The organism is Pilosibacter sp. YYHA0881 (genome assembly GCF_051602715.1).
Lineage (GTDB): Bacteria > Bacillota > Clostridia > Lachnospirales > Lachnospiraceae > Alitiscatomonas > Alitiscatomonas aceti.
In genome coordinates this window covers 1,407,040-1,430,000 of sequence record NZ_CP175657.1, presented here as the reverse complement: position 1 = coordinate 1,430,000, position 22,961 = coordinate 1,407,040, and the positions used below count along the sequence as shown (strand labels likewise).

Below are 22,961 nucleotides of genomic sequence, written 5' to 3'. Positions count from 1 at the left end.
CGAAATAGCTTTAGGGCTAGCCTCGGTTTAGTCTCGTGGAGGTAGAGCACTGAATTTCCTAGGGGGCGTCAAAGCCTACCGAAGAATATCAAACTCCGAATGCCACAGAGATGATGACCGGGAGTCAGACGGCACGAGATAAGTTGGGTCGTCGAAAGGGAAAGAGCCCAGACCTGCAGCTAAGGTCCCAAAGTGCGTGTTAAGTGGAAAAGGATGTGGGATTTCAAAGACAACTAGGATGTTGGCTCAGAAGCAGCCACACATTCAAAGAGTGCGTAATAGCTCACTAGTCGAGAGGTCCTGCGCCGAAAATGTCCGGGGCTGAAACACGTCACCGAAGCTCAGGAATGACGTAAGTCATTGGTAGAGGAGCATTCTTAAAGGAGCGAAGCAGTACCGGTAAGGAGCTGTGGACTTTTAAGAAGAGAGAATGCCGGAATGAGTAGCGAGATGGAGGTGGGAATCCTCCAGGCCGAATATCCAAGGTTTCCAGGGTAAAGCTGATCTGCCCTGGGTAAGTCGGGGCCTAAGGCGAGGCTTAAGTGCGTAGCCGATGGACAACAGGTCCAGATTCCTGTACCGCATGGTATCAGAACTGTGGGGACGCAGAAGGACAGCACATCCGGGGAACAGAGCCCCGGGCAAGCAGGGTAGGAGTGGGACTGGCAAATCCGTTTCATGATCCGAATCTGTGACGCGGACCGAACATAAGTAGGGAAGTGTGCGATTCCGGCTGCCGAGAAAAGCCGCTATTGTGTACCATGTGCCCGTACCGTAAACCGACACAGGTGGATGAGGAGAGAATCCTAAGGCCGGCGGGAGAAGCATTGTTAAGGAACTCGGCAAAATGACCCCGTAACTTCGGGAGAAGGGGTGCCGGAGAGATCCGGCCGCAGAGAATAGGCTCAAGCAACTGTTTAGCAAAAACACAGGTCTATGCGAAACCGAAAGGTGAGGTATATGGGCTGACGCCTGCCCGGTGCTGGAAGGTTAAGAGGAGAGGTCAGGGAAACCGAAGCTTTGAATTGAAGCCCCAGTAAACGGCGGCCGTAACTATAACGGTCCTAAGGTAGCGAAATTCCTTGTCGGGTAAGTTCCGACCCGCACGAAAGGCGTAATGATTTGAGCGCTGTCTCGACAATGCACCCGGTGAAATTGAAATACCAGTGAAGATGCTGGTTACCTGCGCCAGGACGGAAAGACCCCATGGAGCTTTACTCCAGCTTGATACTGGGATTCGGTGATGCATGCACAGGATAGGTGGGAGGCTACGAGACAGGAACTCCGGTTTCTGTGGAGCCGCTGTTGGGATACCACCCCTGCGTCACTGGGTTTCTAACCTGCAGCCATGACCTGGCTGGGGGACAATGTCAGGCGGGGAGTTTGACTGGGGCGGTCGCCTCCGAAAGGGTATCGGAGGCGCTCAAAGGTTCCCTCAGAATGGTTGGAAACCATTCGCAGAGTGCAAAGGCAGAAGGGAGCTTGACTGCGAGACCGACGGGTCGGGCAGGTAGGAAACTAGGACTTAGTGATCCGGTGGTATGAAAGTGGGATTGCCATCGCTCAACGGATAAAAGCTACCCTGGGGATAACAGGCTTATCACTCCCAAGAGTTCACATCGACGGAGTGGTTTGGCACCTCGATGTCGGCTCATCGCATCCTGGGGCTGGAGTAGGTCCCAAGGGTTGGGCTGTTCGCCCATTAAAGCGGTACGCGAGCTGGGTTCAGAACGTCGTGAGACAGTTCGGTCCCTATCCGGCGTGGGCGCAGGATATCTGAGAGGAGCTGTCCTTAGTACGAGAGGACCGGGATGGACGGACCGCTGGTGCACCGGTTGAGCCGCTAGGCTCACGGCCGGGTAGCCAAGTCCGGACGGGATAAACGCTGAAGGCATCTAAGCGTGAAGCCCCCCTCAAGATGAGATATCCCATTCGGAAGAAGTAAGACCCCTTGAAGACGACGAGGTAGATAGGGCAGAGGTGGAAGTGCAGCAATGTACGGAGCTGACTGTCACTAATCGGTCGAGGGCTTATCCAGAAAGGCTGTTTAAAGGTTTCGGAAGTTCAGTATGTGGTTTTGAAGGTACGCGAAAAACAGGATAAAGGAAGAAATGCACGAGTGGCTCAGTGGTGGAGTATCGCCTTGCCAAGGCGAGGGTCGCGGGTTCGAATCCCGTCTCGTGCTTTTTTTATTTGCAGAAAAAGATAAAAAAGAGTCTGAAAGCACGAGACAGTCTCCGCCCCCGCAGGGCTGACGCCCAGGTCCAAGGTCCCCACAGGAGTGTCTAAGCACAAACACACATTGAGTCCGTATCCTACATCGGATACGGAAGCTCAAAGATCATGATGGTCTCCCGGGGATCATTTCCTGGAAACAGGTCTCCGCATGGAATTTCATCGAGAAACTCCATCTCTGGAACAGAGGTCAGATATGAGAGATAGCTGTCTGAAGGATAATAAAAGAACAGCAGTATAGACCGCGGATGCTCATAATAGGAGTCCAGGATCCGGGCCATGACCTTTTGGAGAAGTTCCAGGGAAAATGGGTTGAAAAAGTAAACCCGGTCGACGGAGGCGGGAACGGCATAATGTTCGGCATTGGCCAGGACAAAGGAGGATCTTCCAGAGGATACACAGGAACTTTGGTTCTCCAGAGCTTTTTCATAAATGCGCGGATCATATTCGACGCCAATGGAGCGGCAGCGGGTCTGGCAGGACAGAAAAAGCCCGACCCGTCCCTTGCCGCAGCCATAGTCCAGCAGAATATTCCCCTTCCGGATCCAGCCGGATCCAGCCAGGCGTTCCAGAACGGAATAGGGCGTGGGCTCATAGGGATACCGGTACTGATCGGCGCTGGAATCATCTCTTCCAGCAGTCTTAATGCGAAGGAGACGGTCCCACCGGACTTCCGGCAGCTCACCGGTCTGGTTGTTCTTCATGGTGTACCTCCATTATTTCCAGGTCTTCCATACTTCCGGTTGGCATCCAACCGTCGCCTGTCTCTGATTGCGTACAATGGGTGTTTTTATGATCCGCTGATTTTCAAATATTTTGTCTGTCCGGTCCTCTTCGGCAAGATAGGTGATCAGAGCCAGGAGGTCTCTGTCTTTGCATTTGGGGTCGATCAGCTTTTCATATCCGCCGACGGCCTGGAGAACAGATAGAAATTCGCCCTTGCTCAACCCCTTTTCCTTCATGTCGATGAACTGGTACCGGATCCCGCGTTCTTTAAAATAGCGTTCTGCCTTTTTCGTTTCAAAATCTTTTTTCGTCCCAAAAATCTGAATGTTCATAAATGTAATCTGCCTTTCTTTACTGATTCACAGCTCCAGTATAGCATACGGAAGCGGAAATACGCCATGGAAACATAGAAGAATGGATGATTTTAGGGCCTGGAGGAGGGATAGCCAGTGTCAGGCAGACGGATTGTCATTGACAAACAGACTGGGCGAGGATATATTGGAAACAGATTATGGCAACCATGGAGGAAAAGGGAACATGAGCAGATTGAACGAATTGCTTCACCAGGCGGGCAGTATTGGGAGGAATGGAGATGGCTCCATTACCCGGGTGGGATTCTCCAGGGAATATTTCCAGGCCCTGGAGCTGTTAAAGGAGAAGATGGAGGAGCTGGGGATGCGCACGGAAACGGACCTGGTGGGGAATCTCCACGGCATCCTGCCAGGAACGGATCCCAAGGCTGGCATCATTGCCATTGGCTCCCATTTGGATACAGTCATCAGGGGAGGACTATACGACGGGATGCTGGGTGTGGCCGGGGCAATAGAGGCAGCCGCGCGGTTAAGGGAGGAGGGGCGCAGGCTCCGTCATTCCCTGGAAATCTGGGGGTTCAATATGGAAGAATCCAGTGTTCTCGGGGGGACCTTTGGAAGCCGCTGTGTGACCGGAAAGATCGATCCGGACGTGCCGGGCTATAAGGAAAAGCTGGAGAAATTTGGATTAAGTCCAGAGATTGTCCGAAGCGTCCGACGGGATCTGGAAGATTATAAATGCTATCTGGAGTATCATATTGAACAGGGCGGCAGGCTGGATGCTTCGGGTACGGATATCGGAGTCGTCAGCGGGATCGTCAGCGTTGTCCGATACGATGTGACGGCCAGGGGCATGAGCAATCACGCGGGAACCACTATGATGGACAGCCGGAAAGACGCCCTGACAGGCATGGCGAAGCTGATCGTCGGGGCGGAAAAGCGGGCCAGGGAGCTGAACGATACGCTGGTCTTCACAGTAGGGAAGCTCTCCGTGCTTCCTGGCCAGGAGAATGTGATACCGGGCCAGGCGGAGGCCACCTTTGAAATGCGCCATATGGATAAGACCATGACGGATCAGCTGTTCGCGGACATAAAAAGAATGGCGGAGGAGATCCCGGATTGTACCTTTGAGTTCAGCAATTCCGCAGCGAAATATTCGACTCCCTGTGATCCGCGGCTGATCCGGCTCATTGACCAGGTCTGTGAGAAAAAGAATATCCGCCATATGATCATGCCCAGCGGGGCGTTCCATGACGCGAACCCCATGGCCCAGGCGGGCGTTCCCATTGGCATGATCTTTGTCCCCAGCGTGAAGGGGATCAGCCACCAGGGAGAAGAATACACAGCGCCGCATCATGTGGATCTGGGGGCGGACGTGCTGTATGAGACTGTGCTGGAGCTGGATGAAAAGGGACTGGAGCAGATGGGCGCAGCAGCTGCAGCGATAAAATAGACGAGGATGAGAGATATGGAAAAATGGGAGGAATTATTCCCACAGAATACCAGGAAAAAGGGCCGGGAGCTTCTGGAGAATGGCCGGATCCGGGATCTGTCTGTGAACGAAAATGAATACAGCGCGGCGGTCCTGGGCCGGGAGCGGTATGAGGTGAAAATATCCATGGACCACGGGATCCCGGTGCGGACAGAATGCAGCTGCGCTGTGGGAAGAGGACGGGGAAAGTGCGCCCATATGGCGGCGGTGCTGTATGCGGCGGAGCAGGAAAAGGCAGAAGAGGAAAAGAAAAGCAGGGCGGAGCAGGAGAAAGCCGCGGCATACTCCCATCTGGATGGAGCGGAGACAGACCGGGGCAGCGCCGAGGACGAAAAGAAAGCGATCAGAATGCTCCAGGGCTACCGATACTTTCATGGAGACCAGATCCGTAAGTCTCTGAAGCTTTCTACAGAGGCAGAGACAGGAGGAAGAAAGGCCATTTCCGGTGGACGGCTCCGGCTGGAGCAGGTGGGCAAGGGCTTTGAGAGGAGCGGAGGCCAGGTCCTCGGCCAGGCATCCGCCATTGGGGAAACGGAGAGGGGGAGGAAATCTTACTTTCCGGTCCGCCTGGTCTTTTCCAGTGATGAGGCCCTGCGGGCCGAATGCGGCTGTCCGGAGTGTGCGCGCAGCTACCGCCAATATTCAGGGGACTGCCGGTGCAAATATACCGCAGGGCTCGCTCTGCTGCTGGAAGAGTATTTGAAGGACCATAACATTGGAGATATGACAGATGCCGCCGGACAGTACATTATTGAGAGTACCCTGTGGGGAAAGCTCATGAAGCAGACAAAAGGGCCGGCGGATCCCATGCGCCTGGAGCCCAGGCTGATCCAGAAGGATAAAAAGCTGTATGTGTCCTTTAAAACAGGGGCCGGACGGATGTTTGTGGTCAAAAATCTGGAAGAATTCTGTGAGCATGTGAAAAATGGCGAGGAGGCCGTTTATGGCTCGTCAACAGTCCTCAGCCATAAAAGGGAAAATTTTACCGAAGGTTCTCTCCCATGGCTGGAGTTTGTGAACAGGATCGTTCAGGAGGAGGTGCGCTTTGCGGACCGGATGGAGGATTCCTGGCGGTTTTCCGGAAACAGACCCTCTGTGGGAATGCTCCTGGAGCTGTTTGGCTGGCGGCTGGACCAGTTCTATGAGCTTATGGGTCCGTCTGGCGTGGAAGCGGAGGACAGGGATCATGGAAAGAAGAAGCAGGTGCTGTATGCCAGAACGGGAAGTCCCAGGATCCAGGTGGAAATAGAACCCAGGTACGCTGGCGGAAAACCTGGTCCGGCGGAAAAATTCGACGGGGTCCAGGTCAGCGGGACCATGCCGGAGCTCTTTTACGGTATGGACACAGCATATTTTATTGAGGCGGACGGGCTGTACCGGCAGAGCGGGGAGCTTTCAGACGGTCTGGAGCGTCTGGCTGACGTTTCTATGGACGGAAGCTTCCGTTTTTTTGTGGGAAGGAACAGGCTGGCTGAATTTTACCATATGATCCTGCCCAGGTTCAGGGAGATCGCCCAGGTGGCAGAGAAGGACGGGGAGCTGATCCGCTCCTTTCTGCCGCCCCGGGGAGAATACCAGTTTTATCTGGATGCGGAGGGGGGAGATTTTGTCTGCCGACCGGTGGTCCGGTACGGGAATCAGGAATATTCTCCCGTGGAGGCGGTCCGGTGCATAGAAAACGGACAGGATCTTATGGAACCCTTCCGCTCTCTGGCGGAGGAGGCGGGGATCGCCCTGGAGGTGAAGCGACGGTTTCCTGTGGAGGTTCCGCAGAAGGAGGAGTTTTCCTGCGGTGGAGACGAGGAGGTCATGTACCAGGTGGCGGAGAACGGAGTCGCTGCACTTGCTTCCCTGGGGGAAGTGCTGTGTACGGACCGGTTCCGCGGCTGTCATGTGGTCCGGCGGGTGCAGACCGCTGTGGGCGTATCGGTTTCCAGCGGAATGCTGGATCTGAAGATCGACACGGGAGACATTCCGCCGGAGGAGCTGGTGGATCTTCTGCACAGCTACCGGCAGAAAAAGAAATATCACCGCCTGAAAAACGGAACCTTTGTCCGCATGGAGGAATCCTCTGTCGGAATGCTGGAGGAAATGGCGGCGGCACTAAGGCTTACGCCGAAGGAAATGATCCGGGGAAATATGCATCTGCCGGTTTACCGGGCGCTGTATCTGGACCGGCTTTTGGAGGAGCACGAGGACGTTTACAGTAAAAGGGACAGTCATTTCAAGCAGATCGTAAAGAGCTTTAAGACCATAAAGGACGCGGATTTTGAAGAGCCGGAAAGCCTTTCCGCCACCATGCGCCAGTATCAGAAAAACGGGTACCGGTGGCTGAGGACATTGGAAAGCTGGAACTTTGGCGGGATCCTGGCCGACGATATGGGACTGGGAAAAACGCTCCAGATGATCGCGGTCCTTCTGGCTGCAAAGCTGGAGGGAAAGACAGGCACGTCCCTGATCGTCACCCCGGCATCCCTGGTATTCAACTGGGGAGAGGAATTTAAAAAATTTGCCCCGGAATTAAAGGTGACGCTGGCGGCAGGCACCCAGGCAGAGCGTCAGAAAAGGCTGGAGGAATCCGTTCACTCGGACGTGCTCATCACCTCCTATGATCTTTTGAAACGGGATGCGGCCCTTTACGAGGGACGGGAGTTTCTGTATCAGGTCCTGGATGAGGCCCAGTACATCAAGAATCATACCACTGCGGCGGCGAAGGCGGTGAAGGTGATCAAAAGCCGTTTCCGGTTTGCCCTTACGGGAACGCCCATTGAGAACCGGCTCAGCGAGCTTTGGAGCATTTTTGATTATCTGATGCCGGGCTTTTTGTATGGCTACGATACCTTCCGGCGGGAATTTGAGATCCCGGTGGTGAAAAACAATGACCAGGAGGCCATGGAGCGGCTCCAGAGAATGGTGGGGCCCTTTATCCTGCGGCGGCTGAAGCAGGATGTGCTCCGGGACCTGCCGGAAAAGACGGAGGAGGTCCGGTATGTACAGATGACAGGAAAGCAGAGGAAGCTGTACGACGGCCAGGCCATCCATCTGAGATCCCTCCTGGACCATCAGAGTGAGGAGGAATTTAATAACAGCCGGTTCCAGGTCCTGACAGAGCTGACCAGGCTCCGCCAGATCTGCTGCGACCCTGCCCTGTGCTTTGAGGATTATGGAGACGAGACAGCCAAAACGGACGCATGCATGGAGCTGGTCCAGAGCGCTGTGGACGGAGGGCACCGTCTTCTGGTGTTCTCACAGTTTACCTCCATGCTGGATATTTTAAGCTCCAGACTGGATGGAGAACATGTGGAGCACTTTATGATCACTGGAGCTACGCCCAAGGAGAAGAGGCTCCAGCTGGTAAATGCCTTCAATGGGGGAGCGGTCCCAGTATTCCTGATCTCCTTAAAGGCCGGGGGAGTGGGATTAAATCTGACAGGAGCGGATATGGTGGTCCATTACGATCCCTGGTGGAACCTGGCGGCCCAGAACCAGGCCACAGACCGTGCCCACCGGATCGGTCAGCAGAAAAATGTGACGGTTTACAAGCTGATCACCAAGGATTCCATTGAGGAAAAGGTCCTGGAGCTTCAGGAGACAAAACGGGAGCTGGCAGACCGGATCATCGGACAGGGAACGGAGCAGGCGGCTCCCATGACCAGGGAAGATATGCTGAGGCTTCTGGAGATCCAGACGTAAACCGGGGAAAACCTCCCTAAAATCTATGTAAAACTTTGGAAATACTCCGCTTAAAGATTCGTAAGTCCTATTGAAAACTCTTTTTTCCGATGCTATATTGGGGCCGGAAAAAAGAGTTTTTGTATTATCATGCTATGAGGAGGATGAATTGATGATCAGAAAAAAGAGTATTATGGCGGCAGCCCTGGCGGCAGTCCTGGCCTGTCAGACCTTCCCGGCCTTTGGCGGTGCGGCTCCGGATGGAAAAACCCTGGCGCAGGACACAGAGGCAGCCCAGGGAGGCGCTTACGATGCGTGGAAGGAACGGTGGAAGGAGTTAAGCGGCGACTGGACCCAGGTTTCCATCACCCCCGGCGCAGACGAGACTCAGATGAATTTTGCCTGGTATTCCAGAAAGGGGGAGGATGCCGGCTTCCGGTATGGAAAGCAGGCAGACCTGTCCGACGGAACGGATGCAGAGGTAAAGAGCACAGACGCCCAGGAGGGCTATCAGTCCAACAAGGTGACGCTCACGGGGCTGGAGCCGGGCTCTGTCTATTACTACCAGGCAGGCGGAAAAGCGGTCAGCAGGCTGGAGACAAGGGATCCGGATTCCTTCAGCTTCATCTTTGTGGGAGACCCGCAGATCGGCTCCTCCAATGAGGAAAAGGCCAAAAAGCCAGAGGACATTTTAAAGGATACTTTTAAGACGGCCCAGTATGAATCGGTCATGAGCGACAGTTTCAACTGGAACCATACCCTGGAGCTGGCAGTGGAAAAGGCCGGCAGCGATCCTGCCTTTGTACTTTCCGCCGGAGATCAGATCCAGACCAATGCCAAAAAGGTGAAGGACGGGACCGTCAGCGAGATCGAGTACGCCGGATATTTAAGCCCGGAGGTATTAAAGTCCCTTCCGGTGGCCACGACCGTGGGCAACCATGACGCGGACAATGCCAACTACACCTGGCATTTCAATGTTCCCAACCTGAGTACCCTGGGCTCCAACGGCATTGTGGGCGGAGATTACAGCTTCCGTTATGGAGACGCCCTGTTCATGATGTTAAATACCCAGGATACCAATGTGGCAGAGCACAGACAGTTCATGGAGGAGACCATAAAGGCCAATGCAGACTGTAAATGGAGGATCGTGACCCTTCACCAGGACATTTATGGTTCTGCCGAGCATTCCAATGAACCGGAGATCACAAACCTCCGCTACGAGCTGGTCCCCATTTTTGAGGAGAACGATGTGGACGTGGTACTCACAGGCCATGACCATGCATATTCCAGAACGTATCTTCTGGAGGGCGGAAAAAAGAGCTTTGAGTACGACGACGATTCCTTTGAGGCACAGCTGGAAAAGGATATCGACAATGGAGACAGCAAGGAGATTCTGTTTACAGCGCCTTTAAACATTAAAAAGAATACGGTGGATCCAGATGAGATCACGTATCTCCAGTACCTGGCGGCAGTGATGGACACTGATGCCATCGTATCAAAGAAGAGGGAGTCTGTGGACCCGGAAGGGATTCTCTATATGACGGCCGGCTCCTCCTCAGGCAGTAAATATTATGATCTTACTCCCAGAAAGCAGACGTACATTGCAAGCAGATGGCAGGAGGACGTGCCCACCTATTCAGTGGTGGACATTGACAGCGAGTCCTTTACCATCAACACCTACCGGACCGATACCAACGAAAAGATCGATGAGCAGGTCCGCATCGTGAAGACAAAATAACCGGGGAGAGGAACGTATGGGAAGTGTGAGGAAACGGCAGCTTGCGGCCCTGGCTTTCGTGGCTGTGTTCGGATTTATTCTTTTCCTTCTTGGAAAGACCGAGCGGACGGAGCTTTACGGAACCCAGGGACGGTCCTTTGAAAAGGCCAGAGTCCTGGAGGTCTTAGAGGATAATGAGCAGGAAAGCGGCCAGTATGTGGGGCAGCAGAAGGTCCTGCTGGTCCTGGACTCCGGAAGCAGAAAGGGGGAAACGGTGGAGGCCGTCAGCTCCTCCAGTTACCTGTACGGAGCCCATTGCAGGCCTGGCATGAGGGTCATTGCGGCCGTCAACGAAAGCGGAGAGGAGCTGTATGTCACTGTATACAGCCAGGACCGGAGCCTGGTACTTTACGGGATCGTAGCCTTATTCCTGATCTCCGTCTGGGCCATCGGAGGCAGACAGGGATTAAATTCAGCCATCGGTCTGATCTTTACCTTCCTGTGCATCATTTTCATGTTCATCCCCATGATCTACCGGGGAGCTTCGCCCATCGGAGCCTCCATGCTGGTGGCGGCCCTGACCACAGTTGTGACCATGTATCTCATCGGCGGCAGGTCCACAAAGACCGCAGCGGCCATTCTGGCTACGATCCTGGGGGTCATGCTTTCGGGATCGCTGGCGGCGGCTTTTGGACGTCTGGCAGGAATCAGCGGATATAACGTGTCGGACATCGAGCAGCTGGAATATGTGGCCCAGATGACCGACATCAAGGTGGGAGAGCTTTTGTACGCAGGGATCCTGATCTCGGCCCTGGGAGCCATCATGGATGTGGCCATGTCGGTCAGCTCCGCTGTCCATGAGGTGGCCGCCCGGGCACCGGAGCTGGGCTTTAAGGAGCTGTTCCGGTCCGGGATCCATGTGGGGCGCGATATGATGGGGACCATGTCCAATACGCTGATCCTGGCATTTACAGGAACCTCCATCAACACGCTGATATTTATTTATGCTTACGGTTACAGCTTAAACCAGACCATCAATATGTATTCCATCGGCATTGAGATCATCCAGGGCATATCGGCCACTTTGGGAGTGATCTTTACAGTGCCTGTTGCCGCTTATATCAATGCTCTTCTTTTGAAAAAACGAAAGAAAAAACACGAGCGGCATATTCTTTCCTGAGACGGCGCATACTGAGTATGGAGCTGTTTATGAATGAAGGAGGAGATGGAACATGAGAGATCATACGGTGTGCCTTTTAAAAGAATGTGATTCCGGCTGCAAGATGGCTCTGGACAGCATGGCCCAGATCAAGGGCTACGTGTCGGACCAGAAACTGAAAAATACCATAGATGGGTATGAGAAAAAGCACCAGGCCATGGAGGAAGAGGCATATAAGCAGTTAAAAAGCCTGGGAGAGGGCGGGAAGGAGCCAGAGATGATGGCGGCGGCGTTTTCCCGTATGTCCACCGGGATGAAAATGCTCATGAAGGACGATAACCGACAGGCGGCAAAGATCCTCATGGACGGCTGCAGCATGGGGATCCAGTCTATCTGCGGCTTCCGGAACCAGTATGCGGGAGCCTCCAGGGAAAGCATGGACCTGGCGGACCGTCTGATCCGGACAGAGGAAGCCCTCAGGGATGAAATGAAGGCCTATCTGTAAAAATACGGGCGCTGGAAGCGGGCTGCGCCATATGGTGTCCCGTTTCCAGCGCCCGTACATATTCCGGCTTATCTGCCGGCCGCTTATTTTTCGTCGCACACCTGGAAAATGAAAAACTTTAAGTATGAGGATTCACTGTCGCCCCAGAGGATGGGATGATCAGCGGCCTGGGTCCTGTATTCCACCTGGCGCAGACGCTTGTGGACGTTCCCTGCGGCCTCCCGGATGGTCTTTGCAAAGAGCTCCGGGGTCATAAAGTGGGAGCAGGAGCAGGTGGCCAGATAGCCGCCGTCCTTTACTAACTTCATGCCTCTGAGGTTGATCTCCCTGTAACCCTTGACAGCATTTTTGACGGAATTCCTGGATTTGGTAAAGGCAGGGGGATCCAGGATCACCACATCGAATTTTTCTCCCTGGCGCTCCAGCTCCGGAAGCAGGTCGAACACGTCGGCGGCCACAAAGCGGACCCGGTCCGACAGACCGTTTAAGGCCGCGTTTTCGGCAGCCTGGGCCACGCCAAGCTCGGAGGCATCCACCCCAAGGACCTCCGAGGCACCGGCGATCCCGGCGTTTAAGGCAAAGGAGCCGGTGTGGGTAAAGCAGTCCAGAACACGTTTTCCTTTACAAAGCCGCTGGATCGCCAGCCGGTTATATTTCTGGTCCAGGAAGAAGCCGGTCTTCTGGCCGTCCTGGACATCTACCATATACCGGACGCCGTTTTCCACGATCTCCACCTTTGTATCAAAGGAGTCTCCGATGAAGCCCTTGAACCGTTCCATGCCCTCCTGGAGGCGGACCCTGGCGTCGCTCCGTTCATAGACGCCGCGGATGGAGATTCCGTCCTCGGCCAGGACCTTTTTCAGCTTTTCCAGGATCACTGGCTTCCACCGGTCGATGCCCAGGGCCAGGGATTCCACCACCAGCACGTCGGAGAACTTGTCAATGACGATCCCGGGAAGGAAGTCAGCTTCCCCGAAGACCAGCCGGCAGCTTCCTGTGTCCACAGTGGATTTTCTGTATTCCCAGGCGTTCCGTACCCGCATTTCAATAAAGTCCTCGTCCACCACTGTGTGGGGCTTTCTGGACATCATGCGGATGGTGATGGTGGAGCGGGTATTGATAAAGCCGCATCCCAGGGGATAACCGTCAAAATCGAAGACATTGACCATGTCCCCGTTCTCAAATTCCCCTTCGGTACGGTCGATCTCGTTGTCATAGATCCAGAGTCCTCCGGCTTTTAAAGCCCGGCCCTGGCCTTTTTTTATATAAACGGACGCGGATGTTTTTTCCATATGCATTGGATCCTTTCTGTATTCCGGCATTTTATGGTAAAAGTATAGCGGAATCCGGCAGAAAATGCAAGTGGCTGGGGAGGTCCTCCCCGGCTTTCGACAAAGGGTGGTTCACAGGGACCGGATTTTATGGTATACTTAGTTCACTTATGAGATAGGAGACGGCTATGGATAACAGTGAGATCCGAAAGGAGATACAGGAAGAGGTCCGGAAGGCGGAAAAGATCCTGGTGGGGATCGGCGCAGAGTGGAAGCGCGGGGATGAAGACCGGGAGGAGCAGATCCGGAGAGCCTCAAAAGCCCTGAGAGAGCTTTTAGAGGGGAAGGATGCTTTTATCATATCCACACTGACTCTGGGGGAGATGGAGGACAGAGGTTTTGAAAAGGAGCATATGGTGGCCCCTTTGGACGTATCTTTAACGGAGGAGCAATGGAATGGTTATACCGGCTGGCTGGCCGGGACTTTAAACAGGACTACGGTGCTCCTGGAGCTGGGAGAGGGCTTTGCCCATCCGTCCCTGATCCGGTGGCCCTTTGAGCGGACGGCAGCCATCAACCGGAAGGCACGCCTGTACCGTGTCCACAAAACTTTTTATCAGATCACCGAAGAACTGAAGGAAAAAGCCGCCGCCGTAAAGGCGGATTCTGTGGGATTCATGGAAGGCTTTGGGGAGGAAGAGCATGGCAGCGATCAGTAACGACTGGCTGGGGCCCATGAGCGAGGAATTTAAAAAGCCCTATTACAGGAAGCTGTACGAGACAGTGAAGCATGAGTATGAGACCAGGGAGGTATACCCGGCTCCGGACGATATTTTCAACGCCTTCGCATTTACGCCATTGAAGGATGTGAAGGTGGTGATCCTGGGACAGGATCCCTACCATGAACCGGGCCAGGCCCACGGCCTCTGCTTTTCCGTGAGGCCGGAGGTGGATACGCCGCCGTCCCTGGTGAATATTTATAAGGAGCTCCATGAGGACTGCGGCTGCTATATCCCCAATAACGGATATCTGAAGAAATGGGCCGACCAGGGCGTGCTTCTTCTGAATACGGTGCTGACGGTCCGGGCCCATGCGGCCCATTCCCACAAGGACATCGGCTGGGAGGCGTTTACCGACGCTGCCATCCGAGTACTGAATGAACAGGACAGGCCCATGGTGTTTATTTTATGGGGAAAACCGGCCCAGATGAAAAAGGCCATGTTAAACAATCCGGCCCATCTGATCTTAGAAGCTCCCCATCCCAGTCCCCTGTCGGCGTACCGCGGATTTTTCGGGAGCCGTCCCTTCAGCCGGACCAATAAATTCCTCACGGCCCACGGCCTTGCTCCCATTGACTGGCAGATTGAGAATATAGGAGAGTAAATATGAGCAATTTTATCGAATTCCTGAAGATCGTCGTATTCGGTCTGGTGGAGGGCTTTACAGAATGGCTTCCCATCAGCAGCACCGGCCATCTGATCCTGGTGGAGAACATCGTCCATCTGAACGCGTCGGCAGAATTTATGAAGGTATTCCGGGTGGTGATCCAGCTGGGAGCCATTATGGCTGTGGTGGTCCTTTACTTCAATCGTCTGAACCCATGGGCCCCGGGAAAGAAGAAAAACCAGCAGCTTGCCACCTGGCATCTGTGGATCAAGATCCTCATCGCCTGTCTTCCGGCAGCTGTGGTGGGTCTCCTGCTGGACGAGGTCCTGGACACATACCTGTATAACCCCTATGTGGTGGCGGCCATGCTGATCATCTATGGGATCCTTTTCATTGTCCTGGAAAAGCATAATGAGTATGTGGACTTTCCCATTAAAAAGGTTTCCCAGATCAGCTACCGGACAGCTCTTTATATCGGCCTGTTCCAGCTTCTGGCCCTGATCCCGGGAACCTCACGGTCCGGCGCTACGATCCTGGGGGCCATGCTGTTAGGCTGCTCCAGAACGGCTTCTGCGGAATTTACCTTCTTCCTGGGGATCCCGGTGATGTTCGGGGCCAGCCTGTTAAAGATCCTCCATTATGGCCTGGATTTTTCTGGTATGGAGTTTTTCTTCCTGCTGGCCGGCATGGTTATCGCCTTTGCCGTATCCATGTATTCCATCAAGTTCCTTATGGGATATGTGAAGAAGCACGATTTCCGTTTCTTTGGTTATTACCGCATTATCCTGGGTGTGATCGTTCTGGCATATTTTGGGGTAATGGCAGTGATGGGACTTTCATAAAAATACAGACTGCGGGGCACCGAAGGCTCCGCAGTTTTTTTATGCCATCCTATTGCTTTTTTATTAAACCAGCTGAGGACATATAGTTATTTTGAATTGGAATATGAAAGAGGACTGGCGTATAATGAGCATTGGATTGTAAAATAAATGTAATTTTTGTATAGAGTTTATGTAAATAAACAAGGAGACGCTTTGAAGATTTTTATATCGGATCTGGATGGCACGCTGCTGGATGAAAAAGGCTGTGTCCCGGAAAAGAGCGTGGAGATCCTGAAGCGGCTGGAGGAAAAGGGAGTACTCTTTACCGTTGCTTCCGCCAGAACGCCTCTTTCGGCGGCCTTTATCCTGGAGCCTCTGAGGCTTAGGATCCCGGCGATCCTGTTGAACGGATGTATGCTGTACGATCTGGAAAAACGGAGGATCCTCTGGTATCAGGCAGTAGGAAAGGAAAAACGGCGTCAGGTCATAGAGGAGGAGAAAAAGGCGGGGCTTACCGGCCTTCTTCTGGCTGTGGAAAAGACTTCCGACGGTACAGAGACGCTGTGTATGGAGCTGGATCCGGAAGCGGGAGAACTCTGGGAGGGATATTTTGATCTGGAAAGGCTGGAGGCGTGTCTGGGGATCCGGAACGGCTTCGGGGACCGGGATAGGACAGGAGCCGTGGAGCGTCCGATGGTGTATGGTCTTTACATGGACCGGGAGCCCGGCAGGCTGGAACAGATGGCTAAGGCTTTGGGCCGTACGCCAGGTCTGACATTGGATTTTTATAAGGATATTTACCGGGACAGCTGCTGGTGTCTGGAGATTTTCAGCGGAGAGGCATCCAAACGGTCGGCTGCTTTAAGATTGAAGAAGATGTGCGGAGCGGACTATCTGATCGGCTTTGGGGACGGGGTCAATGACCTGCCGCTTTTTGAGGCCTGTGATGAGGCATATGCAGTATCCAATGGATGTGAAGCGTTGAAAGAAGCGGCTGACCGTGTGATCCGGAGCAATTTGGAAAACGGTGTCGCATTATTTATGGAGGAATGGGAAGACCATGCAGAAAATACTGATCGTCAGTCATTGCCTTTTGAACACTGCGTCAAAGGTGGAGCGGTTTAAGGAAGAATCGGTCCGGAGTGAGGAACAGCTCCGCAGAGAGGTCCTGAGGGAGGCTGTGGACTCCGGGGTCCAGCTTTTACAGCTGCCATGCCCAGAGTTTGTGATGTATGGATCTCTGCGCTGGGGGCATACCTATGAGCAGTTTGACAATACCTTCTATCGAAGCCGGTGCCGGGAGCTTCTGGAGCCGGTGGTGCAGCAGCTTAAGGAATATATGGCAGATAAAGAACGGTTCCGGATTCTGGGGATTCTGGGAATTGATGGCAGCCCCAGCTGCGGAGTCCGGTATACCTGCCGGGGCCAGTGGGGCGGAGAATTTGGAGGAAGAGATCTGGAGCCGGTTTTAAAGGACGTAAGACTGGAAAAGGGCCAAGGAGTCCTAATGGAGGTTCTCGGTGAGATGCTGTCAGAGAATGGACTGGAGCTGCCGATGGAGGGCCTGTTTGCCAGGGAGCCGCAGCGGGCGCTGGAACTGCTGAAAAAATAAGGATGGAGGAACGGGATGGCTGAGATCCGTCTGGAAAACGTATCGAAATCATTTGGGTCTGCGAAGATCATTGAACATTTAAACCTGACGATCCAGGATGGCTCCTTTACCGTGCTCCTGGGCCCGTCCGGCTGTGGAAAGACAACACTTTTAAGGATGATCGCTGGGATCGGTCCGGCCACCTCCGGAAAGATCTATATGGATGGGGAGGATATTTCTGACGTTCCTCCGGGAAAACGGAATGTGGCCATGGTCTTTCAGAATTATGCGATCTATCCGACCATGTCTGTACGGGAAAATATTGAATTCTGCCTAAAAAACAATAAGGTGCCGAAAAAAGAGCGGACCGAGCGGGTCGAGCGGGTCGCGGAGACGGTGGGGCTTAAGGAGTATCTGGGGAGGAGACCCTCGGAGCTTTCCGGAGGCCAGAGACAGAGGGTGGCCCTGGCCAGGGCCATGGTTAAGGAACCGGCGGTATTTCTGATGGATGAGCCGCTTTCCAATCTGGATGCCAAGCTCCGTCTGGCCATGCGGAGTGAATTGATCCAGCTGCATGAGCAGCTGAAAACCACGTTTATTTATGTGACCCATGATCAGATGGAATCCATGGCGATGGCGGACCAGATCGTGCTGATGGACCAGGGGACCATCATGCAGCAGGCAGCGCCGGAGGTGATCTATCATGATCCGGACAATATCTTTACGGCCCAGTTTATCGGAATGCCTCCAGCCAATATCCTGGAACTGCCGGGACAGGCGGGCTCCATCGGATTCAGGCCGGAGCGGGTGAAGTTAAACGCAGGCAGGGAAAAAACAGGCTTCCGCCGCCGCGGAAAGATCCTTACCCGGGAGCTGCTGGGGGCAGAAGTCCAGTATAAAATCCAGATCCCAGAGGGAGTGGTTATGGTCCGCAGCCAGGAGCTTTCCTTCCGGGCCGGAGATATGGCAGAGATTTTCTCGGATCGGGAGGATCTGTACTTTTTCGACTGTCAGGGGAAGCGGATCCGGAAGGACATGGCCCGGCTGTTGGAACTGGCGGAGGGAAGAGCGGTATGAGCCGTATGAAAAAAGAAGAGAGAAACGAGAATGCCGAGAAGAAGAGAGGAGTAAGCCGATTTACGCCGTATGCCCTCATAGGGCCGGCCATGGCACTTATGGCTGTCTTTGTATTCTATCCATTGGCGGATCTGGTATATCTGAGCTTTTTTGATTACAATCTGATCGGAAAGAAGAAATTTGCGGGATTGGGCAATTATAAGGTGCTGTTCTTTGTAAAGACGGATTTTTGGGAAGCGCTGTCCAATACTGCCGTTTACACGGGAACCGTGGTTGTGCTGAGTCTTTTGCTGGCAGTGCTCTTTGCCATGTGGCTGGAGAGGGACAGCCTGGTGAACCGTTTCCTGCAGAAGAGTATGTTCACCCCATATCTGATTTCTATGGTGTCCTGTGCGTATATCTGGTCCTGGATGTATAATGATGACAGCGGGATCCTGAATGCCATGCTGGCCATGTTCGGTCTCCCCCTGTCCCGGTGGCTCAATGATTCCCACATTGCTTTGTTCTGTGTGGCAGCAGTGGCTGTATGGAAGAGCCTTGGATATTATCTGATCATTGTCCTGGCCTCAGTGCGGACGATCCCTCCGGAGATCCTGGAGGCAGCGGAGCTTGACAATACATCTCCAGTGAGGAAATTTTTCCGGATCACGCTTCCTATGATCTCGCCGCAGCTGTTTTTTCTGCTGATCACCATTACCATCAGTTCGTTTAAAGTGTTTGATACGATCCAGGTAATGACTGGAGGCGGACCAGGGAATGCTACGGACGTGCTAGTTACATATATTTACCGGTATGCGTTTGAGATGAACGCCCGTGTCGGTTACGCGTCGGCGGCGGGAACCGTTCTCCTTGTGATCCTGATGATCCTGACATTTGTATATTTCCGCATGCTGGGAAGAAAGGTATATTATCAGTAAGATAACATGAAAAGAAAGAAAAATGGGTACTATCGTATCAGGGCGGCGGTCCTTAAGGCGTTTTCCTTTGTTTTTAAAGCTGTAATGGCGGTATTTTTTTTATTCCCATTTTATTGGATGGTCACCACTGCCTTTAAGACCTATGGGGAGTCGATCCTGTTTCCCCCGACTTTGTGGCCGGAAACATGGACAATGGACGCGTTCCGGGACGTGGGGCAGAGGATCGATATTCTTTACTATTTGAAGAACTCTGTGATCGTGGCAGTCAGCGTGGTGGTGCTCCAACTTTTTATCAATATCCCGGCGGCTTACGGATTTGCCCGATACGAGTTCAGAGGGAAACGGTTTTTTTGGGCTCTGGTGATGCTGGCCTTTATGATTCCCACCCAGATCACTTTTATTCCGGTTTATATCCTTTTTTCAAAGGTTCGGCTCTTAAAGACCTTGTGGCCCCAGATTCTTCCCTTTGCGGCCAACGCCTATGGGATCTTTCTCATGCGCCAGTCGTTTATGCAGGTTCCGGAGGAGCTGGTGGAGGCTGCCAGAATGGATAATGCGGGAGAGTTTACGATCATGACGAGGATCGTGCTCCCCATGTCCCGGTCCAGCATTCTGACCGCGGAAATGTTCAGCTTTATCAGTACCTGGAATTCTTATTTCTGGCCTCTGGTCATGACTAATTCCGATAAGATCCGGCCGGTTACACTGGCAATGCAGAGACTTCAGGATGCCAATCAGGGTCTTGAATGGCCAATCCTGATGGCAGCCAATACACTGGTGGTGCTTCCGGTCCTGGTCCTGTTCCTGGCTCTGAGCAGTCAGATCCTAAAATCATTGGGCTATAAAGGGAGCAAGTAAGCAAGACATTCCATACACGGGGTGTATATTATCATATAAAGGAGAAGGAACGATGAAAAAGAAGCTTATGGCAGCAGCAGTGATCGGTTTTGCCGGAATGTCCCTGGCCGCATGCGGCAGCAAGGAAACGGCGGAGACTGCGGCAGGTACGGCAGCTGCAGAAACAACAGCGGCAGAGACCACAGCGGCAGAGGAGAAAACGACGGAGGTTGCAAAAGCGGCAGAAGCCAGCGCAGAGGGACCGGCAAAGGTACCAGAGCCGATCACCATTACATTCTGGCACGACAGGACCTCCGATACTGACCTGGCATGGCTGCAGAAATCCATCGAGGAGTTCAACAGTACCAATGAGTACGGCATTACGGTGGAAGAGGTTGCCCAGGGGTATCTGGATGATGTCCAGGCGGCTGTGGAGACAGCCATTGCGGCCGGAGAGGCTCCGGAGCTTGCAGATCTGTCCTGCAACGGAATTCCGCTGTTTGCCTCAGAGGGCGTTCTGGCAGACATGACCCCCTATGTGGAGCGAGACGGATTTGATATGGAAAACGTGGTGAAGGAGCTGACCGATTATGTTTATTATGAGGATCAGATCGTTGCCATGCCGTATACGAGAGGAACCGCCATTCTGTATTATAATAAAGACCTGTACGGAAAGGCTGGACTGGATCACGCCCCGGAATCTTTGGAGGAACTGAATGAGTATGCAAAGAAAATATATGACGATTCCAATGGGGAGGTAAAGGGGATCGGTTATACCATCGAGCCCACCTATTACCAGCACTATCTCCTGGCCTCTTTGAACCAGGTTGGCTTTATGGACGCCGACGGCCTGGGAGCCTCCTGCGTGACCGATGGAACCATGGAAAAGTTCCTGACAGACTGGCATACCTGGACGGAAGAGGGATGGTGTGAGATCCCGGCGCTTTCAGGAGCCAGCTCTGCGATGCAGGAAGCTTTCTATAATGGGAAGCTGGCGGCTTTCGTTTCCAGCTCCAACCGGGCTACCTCTATTATGGGGAAAGCCAAGGAGGCTGGGATCGATCTTGGAATGGCCCGTACCGTAGGCTACGGCGGTTACAGCGCGCCGCTGGGCGGAGGCTCCGTTGGGATCATCGGCAAGGACCATACAGATCAGGAGATCGCAGCAGCCTGGGAATTTGTGAAATTCCTCATGTCTGACCAGCAGGTTGCGGCCAACCACATCGAAACAGGTGTGCTTCCAACCACATATTCCTCGGTGGAAACTGATACATTAAAGGATTTCTGGGCAGACGAGAATCACATCGGCTACAAGATCTCCTATGAACAGGTCAAGGATGCTTCCGCACCGTCTATGTCTTTATATACGTCAGAGTGGAACAGCATCGTGAGGAATGCGTATTCCCAGGTGATCCAGGCAAGAGATCTGGCTCCCCAGGACGCAGTAAAGGACCTGGCCAAAGAGGCAGAGGCCTTATTCCCGGCTAAATAAATACACTGCAGGCAGGGATGCCGCGGGGAAGGAAGCTTTTAAGCTCCCGTCCGCCCGCGGCATTTTTTTGCCTATCGTTTCACAATTCCCTTGAAAAGTTATCACAATTTTATCACAAATCTCTGGTAAACTCTCTTACATAAACAAGGAGATCAAAGAAATTCCGATAGATAAGCTTTGTTGTGAAAGGAGAATTTTTATGTACGACGATAAATGGACAGAGGTTAATAATAACCAGAACGATCAGAATAATCAGAGCGGTCCGCAGGCGGCTGGGAACCAGACAGGGATGGGCCAGCCGGCCAGACAGCAGGTATACGGGCTCAGCGGCCAGGGACAGCCCCAGAACCAGAATCAGGGCCAGGCGTACCAGCAGCCCCAGTACCAGAATGGCCCGCAGAACCAGTACCATCATTCCTCTCCGTATCCCTATACGGGACAGGACGGAAACGGCGGGATGAATGGAGGAGGCCATGGGGAGAACGGCAGCAGCCATAAGGCTCCGAAGAAACGTTCTGTCATGAAGACAACGGCCATGGTCACAGCAGCGGCCCTCCTCTTCGGAGTGGTATCCGGAGGCACCATGTTCGGCGTCAACCGGGCGGCCAACGCTTTGTTCCCGGAGGAGACGGCCCCGATCCAGCAGACCCAGGTAGTCCAGGCAGCTCCCCAGTCCACTTCCACCTCTTCCGGAGGTGTGTTCATTGAGGATGTGTCTCCCATTGTGGATGCGGTGATGCCCTCGGTGGTGGCCATCACCAACACCATGCTGTACCAGGGAAGCACCTGGTTTGGCCAGACCCAGACGTATGAGGTGCCCAGCAGCGGCTCCGGCATCATTGTAGGCCAGAACGACACAGAGCTCCTGGTGGTGACCAATAACCATGTGATCGAGGGAGCCACGACCCTGGCCGTCACCTTCATCGATGAAAGCAGCGTGGAGGCGGCAGTGAAGGGTACGGATTCTGCTTCCGACCTGGCGGTGATCGCAGTCCCGCTGGAGGATATCTCCGCAGATACTAAATCCCAGATCAAGGCAGCCACTCTCGGGGACTCGGATTCCTTAAAAATGGGCCAGGGCGTCATTGCCATCGGAAATGCCCTGGGACTGGGCCAGAGCGTGACAGTGGGCCATGTGAGTGCATTAAACCGTGAGGTCACTGTGGACGGCGTTACAAAAACTGTGATCCAGACCGATGCGGCCATCAACCCCGGCAACAGCGGCGGCGCTCTGTTAAACTCCAAGGGAGAGGTCATCGGCATCAACGAGGCCAAATACGCAGATGAAAAGGTAGAAGGTGTCGGCTACGCGATCCCCATTTCTCATGCGAAGGATATCATTGACGACTTAAAGACCCGTACCACCAAGGTGGAGGTTGGCGAAGAGGAGCAGGGATATCTGGGGATCCAGATCCAGAACATCGACACCTCCATGGCAAAGCTCTATGGAATGCCCGAGGGCGTATACGTTTATAAGATCACAGAGGATTCCGCGGCTGCCAATTCTGAACTGAAGGAAAAGGATATCATCACAAAATTTGATGGGGAGACCGTTAGAAACTATGCGGATCTTACAAAGCTCCTGACCTATTATAAAGAAGGCACCACTGTAAATCTCACGGTCCAGAGACTGGAAAACGGTGAGTATGTGGAAAAGGAGATCCCCATCACCTTGAATGCAAGACCCCAGGAGGAAGAGACGGCAGAACAGCCGGAATAAGGAAAAATGTACAAAAGGCAGGCGGTTCTTAA

The 22,961-nt window shown here is 53.5% G+C and carries 18 protein-coding genes, 1 tRNA gene and 1 rRNA gene (1 of these 20 running past the window's edge); 17 read left to right on the top strand and 3 right to left on the bottom strand.

Annotated elements, in window-relative coordinates; translation table 11 throughout:
* Together ACI6NM_RS06695 and ACI6NM_RS06690 are read left to right on the top strand one after the other, a co-directional pair.
* Nucleotides 1-2,038, top strand: a 23S ribosomal RNA gene (locus ACI6NM_RS06695); it begins 850 nt to the left of the window's first position.
* A 75-nt stretch (nt 2,039-2,113) separates the two neighbouring features.
* Nucleotides 2,114-2,185: transfer RNA gene (locus ACI6NM_RS06690), tRNA-Gly, on the top strand.
* A gap of 130 nt (nt 2,186-2,315) precedes the next feature.
* Here the strand turns inward: ACI6NM_RS06690 and ACI6NM_RS06685 are convergent.
* Together ACI6NM_RS06685 and ACI6NM_RS06680 are read right to left on the bottom strand one after the other, a co-directional pair.
* Nucleotides 2,316-2,939 (bottom strand): class I SAM-dependent methyltransferase, encoded by a 624-nt coding sequence (locus tag ACI6NM_RS06685; protein WP_262427426.1) that lies wholly within the window; start codon nt 2,937-2,939, stop codon nt 2,316-2,318.
* Nucleotides 2,940-2,951: 12 nt separating this feature from the next.
* On the bottom strand, nt 2,952-3,293 hold the full coding sequence (locus ACI6NM_RS06680; protein ID WP_022274516.1) for an arsenate reductase family protein: 342 nt from the start codon (nt 3,291-3,293) through the stop codon (nt 2,952-2,954).
* Between the two features lie 205 nt (nt 3,294-3,498).
* Here ACI6NM_RS06680 and ACI6NM_RS06675 point away from each other — a divergent pair, with 205 nt between their 5' ends.
* The 5 genes from ACI6NM_RS06675 (at nt 3,499) to ACI6NM_RS06655 (ending at nt 11,817) form a co-directional block, all read left to right on the top strand.
* Complete coding sequence (locus ACI6NM_RS06675; RefSeq protein WP_262427427.1) at nt 3,499-4,725, top strand: Zn-dependent hydrolase; 1,227 nt, start codon at nt 3,499-3,501, stop codon at nt 4,723-4,725.
* Between the two features lie 15 nt (nt 4,726-4,740).
* Nucleotides 4,741-8,457, top strand: coding sequence for a DEAD/DEAH box helicase (locus ACI6NM_RS06670; protein WP_262427428.1), 3,717 nt, complete (start codon nt 4,741-4,743; stop codon nt 8,455-8,457).
* 151 nt (nt 8,458-8,608) lie between these two features.
* Nucleotides 8,609-10,174 carry a purple acid phosphatase family protein gene (locus ACI6NM_RS06665; RefSeq protein WP_215653334.1) on the top strand — a complete coding sequence of 522 codons (1,566 nt, stop codon included), beginning with the start codon at nt 8,609-8,611 and terminating at the stop codon, nt 10,172-10,174.
* A 16-nt stretch (nt 10,175-10,190) separates the two neighbouring features.
* Nucleotides 10,191-11,333 carry a YibE/F family protein gene (locus tag ACI6NM_RS06660; protein ID WP_158358421.1) on the top strand — a complete coding sequence of 381 codons (1,143 nt, stop codon included), beginning with the start codon at nt 10,191-10,193 and terminating at the stop codon, nt 11,331-11,333.
* Between the two features lie 52 nt (nt 11,334-11,385).
* Entirely contained in the window at nt 11,386-11,817 is a 432-nt protein-coding gene (locus ACI6NM_RS06655) for a hypothetical protein (RefSeq protein ID WP_262427429.1), read from the top strand.
* An 83-nt stretch (nt 11,818-11,900) separates the two neighbouring features.
* Here the strand turns inward: ACI6NM_RS06655 and ACI6NM_RS06650 are convergent, their stop codons facing one another.
* On the bottom strand, nt 11,901-13,109 hold the full coding sequence (locus ACI6NM_RS06650; protein WP_316451112.1) for a class I SAM-dependent rRNA methyltransferase: 1,209 nt from the start codon (nt 13,107-13,109) through the stop codon (nt 11,901-11,903).
* Nucleotides 13,110-13,276: 167 nt separating this feature from the next.
* Here ACI6NM_RS06650 and ACI6NM_RS06645 point away from each other — a divergent pair, with 167 nt between their 5' ends.
* The 10 genes from ACI6NM_RS06645 (at nt 13,277) to ACI6NM_RS06600 (ending at nt 22,929) form a co-directional block, all read left to right on the top strand.
* A complete protein-coding gene (locus tag ACI6NM_RS06645; RefSeq protein WP_158358418.1) occupies nt 13,277-13,807 on the top strand; it encodes a hypothetical protein in 531 nt (176 codons plus the stop codon).
* A complete protein-coding gene (locus ACI6NM_RS06640) occupies nt 13,791-14,471 on the top strand; it encodes a uracil-DNA glycosylase (protein ID WP_215653330.1) in 681 nt (226 codons plus the stop codon). Before ACI6NM_RS06645 ends, ACI6NM_RS06640 begins: the two co-directional genes overlap by 17 nt.
* Nucleotides 14,472-14,473: 2 nt before the next feature.
* Entirely contained in the window at nt 14,474-15,316 is an 843-nt protein-coding gene (locus tag ACI6NM_RS06635; protein ID WP_262427431.1) for an undecaprenyl-diphosphate phosphatase, read from the top strand.
* Nucleotides 15,317-15,508: 192 nt separating this feature from the next.
* Nucleotides 15,509-16,420, top strand: a complete 912-nt coding sequence (locus ACI6NM_RS06630; protein ID WP_262427432.1) for an HAD family hydrolase — start codon at nt 15,509-15,511, stop codon at nt 16,418-16,420.
* A complete protein-coding gene (locus tag ACI6NM_RS06625) occupies nt 16,356-16,907 on the top strand; it encodes a CD3072 family TudS-related putative desulfidase (protein ID WP_262427433.1) in 552 nt (183 codons plus the stop codon). Before ACI6NM_RS06630 ends, ACI6NM_RS06625 begins: the two co-directional genes overlap by 65 nt.
* 15 nt (nt 16,908-16,922) lie before the next feature.
* Nucleotides 16,923-17,963, top strand: coding sequence for an ABC transporter ATP-binding protein (locus ACI6NM_RS06620; RefSeq protein ID WP_262427434.1), 1,041 nt, complete (start codon nt 16,923-16,925; stop codon nt 17,961-17,963).
* Nucleotides 17,960-18,880 carry a carbohydrate ABC transporter permease gene (locus tag ACI6NM_RS06615; RefSeq protein ID WP_262427435.1) on the top strand — a complete coding sequence of 307 codons (921 nt, stop codon included), beginning with the start codon at nt 17,960-17,962 and terminating at the stop codon, nt 18,878-18,880. The genes ACI6NM_RS06620 and ACI6NM_RS06615 overlap by 4 nt, the downstream gene beginning before the upstream one ends.
* Before the next feature lie 6 nt (nt 18,881-18,886).
* The gene (locus tag ACI6NM_RS06610) at nt 18,887-19,738 is read left to right on the top strand and encodes a carbohydrate ABC transporter permease (protein WP_262427436.1); all 852 of its coding nucleotides are present in this window, start codon (nt 18,887-18,889) and stop codon (nt 19,736-19,738) included.
* 52 nt (nt 19,739-19,790) lie between these two features.
* Complete coding sequence (locus tag ACI6NM_RS06605; RefSeq protein WP_262427437.1) at nt 19,791-21,209, top strand: extracellular solute-binding protein; 1,419 nt, start codon at nt 19,791-19,793, stop codon at nt 21,207-21,209.
* A gap of 457 nt (nt 21,210-21,666) precedes the next feature.
* The gene (locus tag ACI6NM_RS06600) at nt 21,667-22,929 is read left to right on the top strand and encodes a S1C family serine protease (RefSeq protein ID WP_334299770.1); all 1,263 of its coding nucleotides are present in this window, start codon (nt 21,667-21,669) and stop codon (nt 22,927-22,929) included.
* Nucleotides 22,930-22,961: the final 32 nt, after the last annotated feature.

What these genes read in the sequence shown, in the direction of transcription:
- ACI6NM_RS06680 (WP_022274516.1), bottom strand. Translation starts at nt 3,293, where the DNA reads ATGAACATTCAGATTTTTGGGACGAAAAAAGATTTTGAAACGAAAAAG.
- ACI6NM_RS06605 (WP_262427437.1), top strand. Translation starts at nt 19,791, where the DNA reads ATGAAAAAGAAGCTTATGGCAGCAGCAGTGATCGGTTTTGCCGGAATG.
- ACI6NM_RS06665 (WP_215653334.1), top strand. Translation starts at nt 8,609, where the DNA reads ATGATCAGAAAAAAGAGTATTATGGCGGCAGCCCTGGCGGCAGTCCTG.
- ACI6NM_RS06675 (WP_262427427.1), top strand. Translation starts at nt 3,499, where the DNA reads ATGAGCAGATTGAACGAATTGCTTCACCAGGCGGGCAGTATTGGGAGG.
- ACI6NM_RS06620 (WP_262427434.1), top strand. Translation starts at nt 16,923, where the DNA reads ATGGCTGAGATCCGTCTGGAAAACGTATCGAAATCATTTGGGTCTGCG.
- ACI6NM_RS06685 (WP_262427426.1), bottom strand. Translation starts at nt 2,939, where the DNA reads ATGAAGAACAACCAGACCGGTGAGCTGCCGGAAGTCCGGTGGGACCGT.
- ACI6NM_RS06635 (WP_262427431.1), top strand. Translation starts at nt 14,474, where the DNA reads ATGAGCAATTTTATCGAATTCCTGAAGATCGTCGTATTCGGTCTGGTG.
- ACI6NM_RS06670 (WP_262427428.1), top strand. Translation starts at nt 4,741, where the DNA reads ATGGAAAAATGGGAGGAATTATTCCCACAGAATACCAGGAAAAAGGGC.
- ACI6NM_RS06655 (WP_262427429.1), top strand. Translation starts at nt 11,386, where the DNA reads ATGAGAGATCATACGGTGTGCCTTTTAAAAGAATGTGATTCCGGCTGC.
- ACI6NM_RS06640 (WP_215653330.1), top strand. Translation starts at nt 13,791, where the DNA reads ATGGCAGCGATCAGTAACGACTGGCTGGGGCCCATGAGCGAGGAATTT.
- ACI6NM_RS06660 (WP_158358421.1), top strand. Translation starts at nt 10,191, where the DNA reads ATGGGAAGTGTGAGGAAACGGCAGCTTGCGGCCCTGGCTTTCGTGGCT.
- ACI6NM_RS06645 (WP_158358418.1), top strand. Translation starts at nt 13,277, where the DNA reads ATGGATAACAGTGAGATCCGAAAGGAGATACAGGAAGAGGTCCGGAAG.
- ACI6NM_RS06600 (WP_334299770.1), top strand. Translation starts at nt 21,667, where the DNA reads ATGAATGGAGGAGGCCATGGGGAGAACGGCAGCAGCCATAAGGCTCCG.
- ACI6NM_RS06650 (WP_316451112.1), bottom strand. Translation starts at nt 13,109, where the DNA reads ATGGAAAAAACATCCGCGTCCGTTTATATAAAAAAAGGCCAGGGCCGG.
- ACI6NM_RS06615 (WP_262427435.1), top strand. Translation starts at nt 17,960, where the DNA reads ATGAGCCGTATGAAAAAAGAAGAGAGAAACGAGAATGCCGAGAAGAAG.
- ACI6NM_RS06610 (WP_262427436.1), top strand. Translation starts at nt 18,887, where the DNA reads ATGAAAAGAAAGAAAAATGGGTACTATCGTATCAGGGCGGCGGTCCTT.
- ACI6NM_RS06625 (WP_262427433.1), top strand. Translation starts at nt 16,356, where the DNA reads ATGCAGAAAATACTGATCGTCAGTCATTGCCTTTTGAACACTGCGTCA.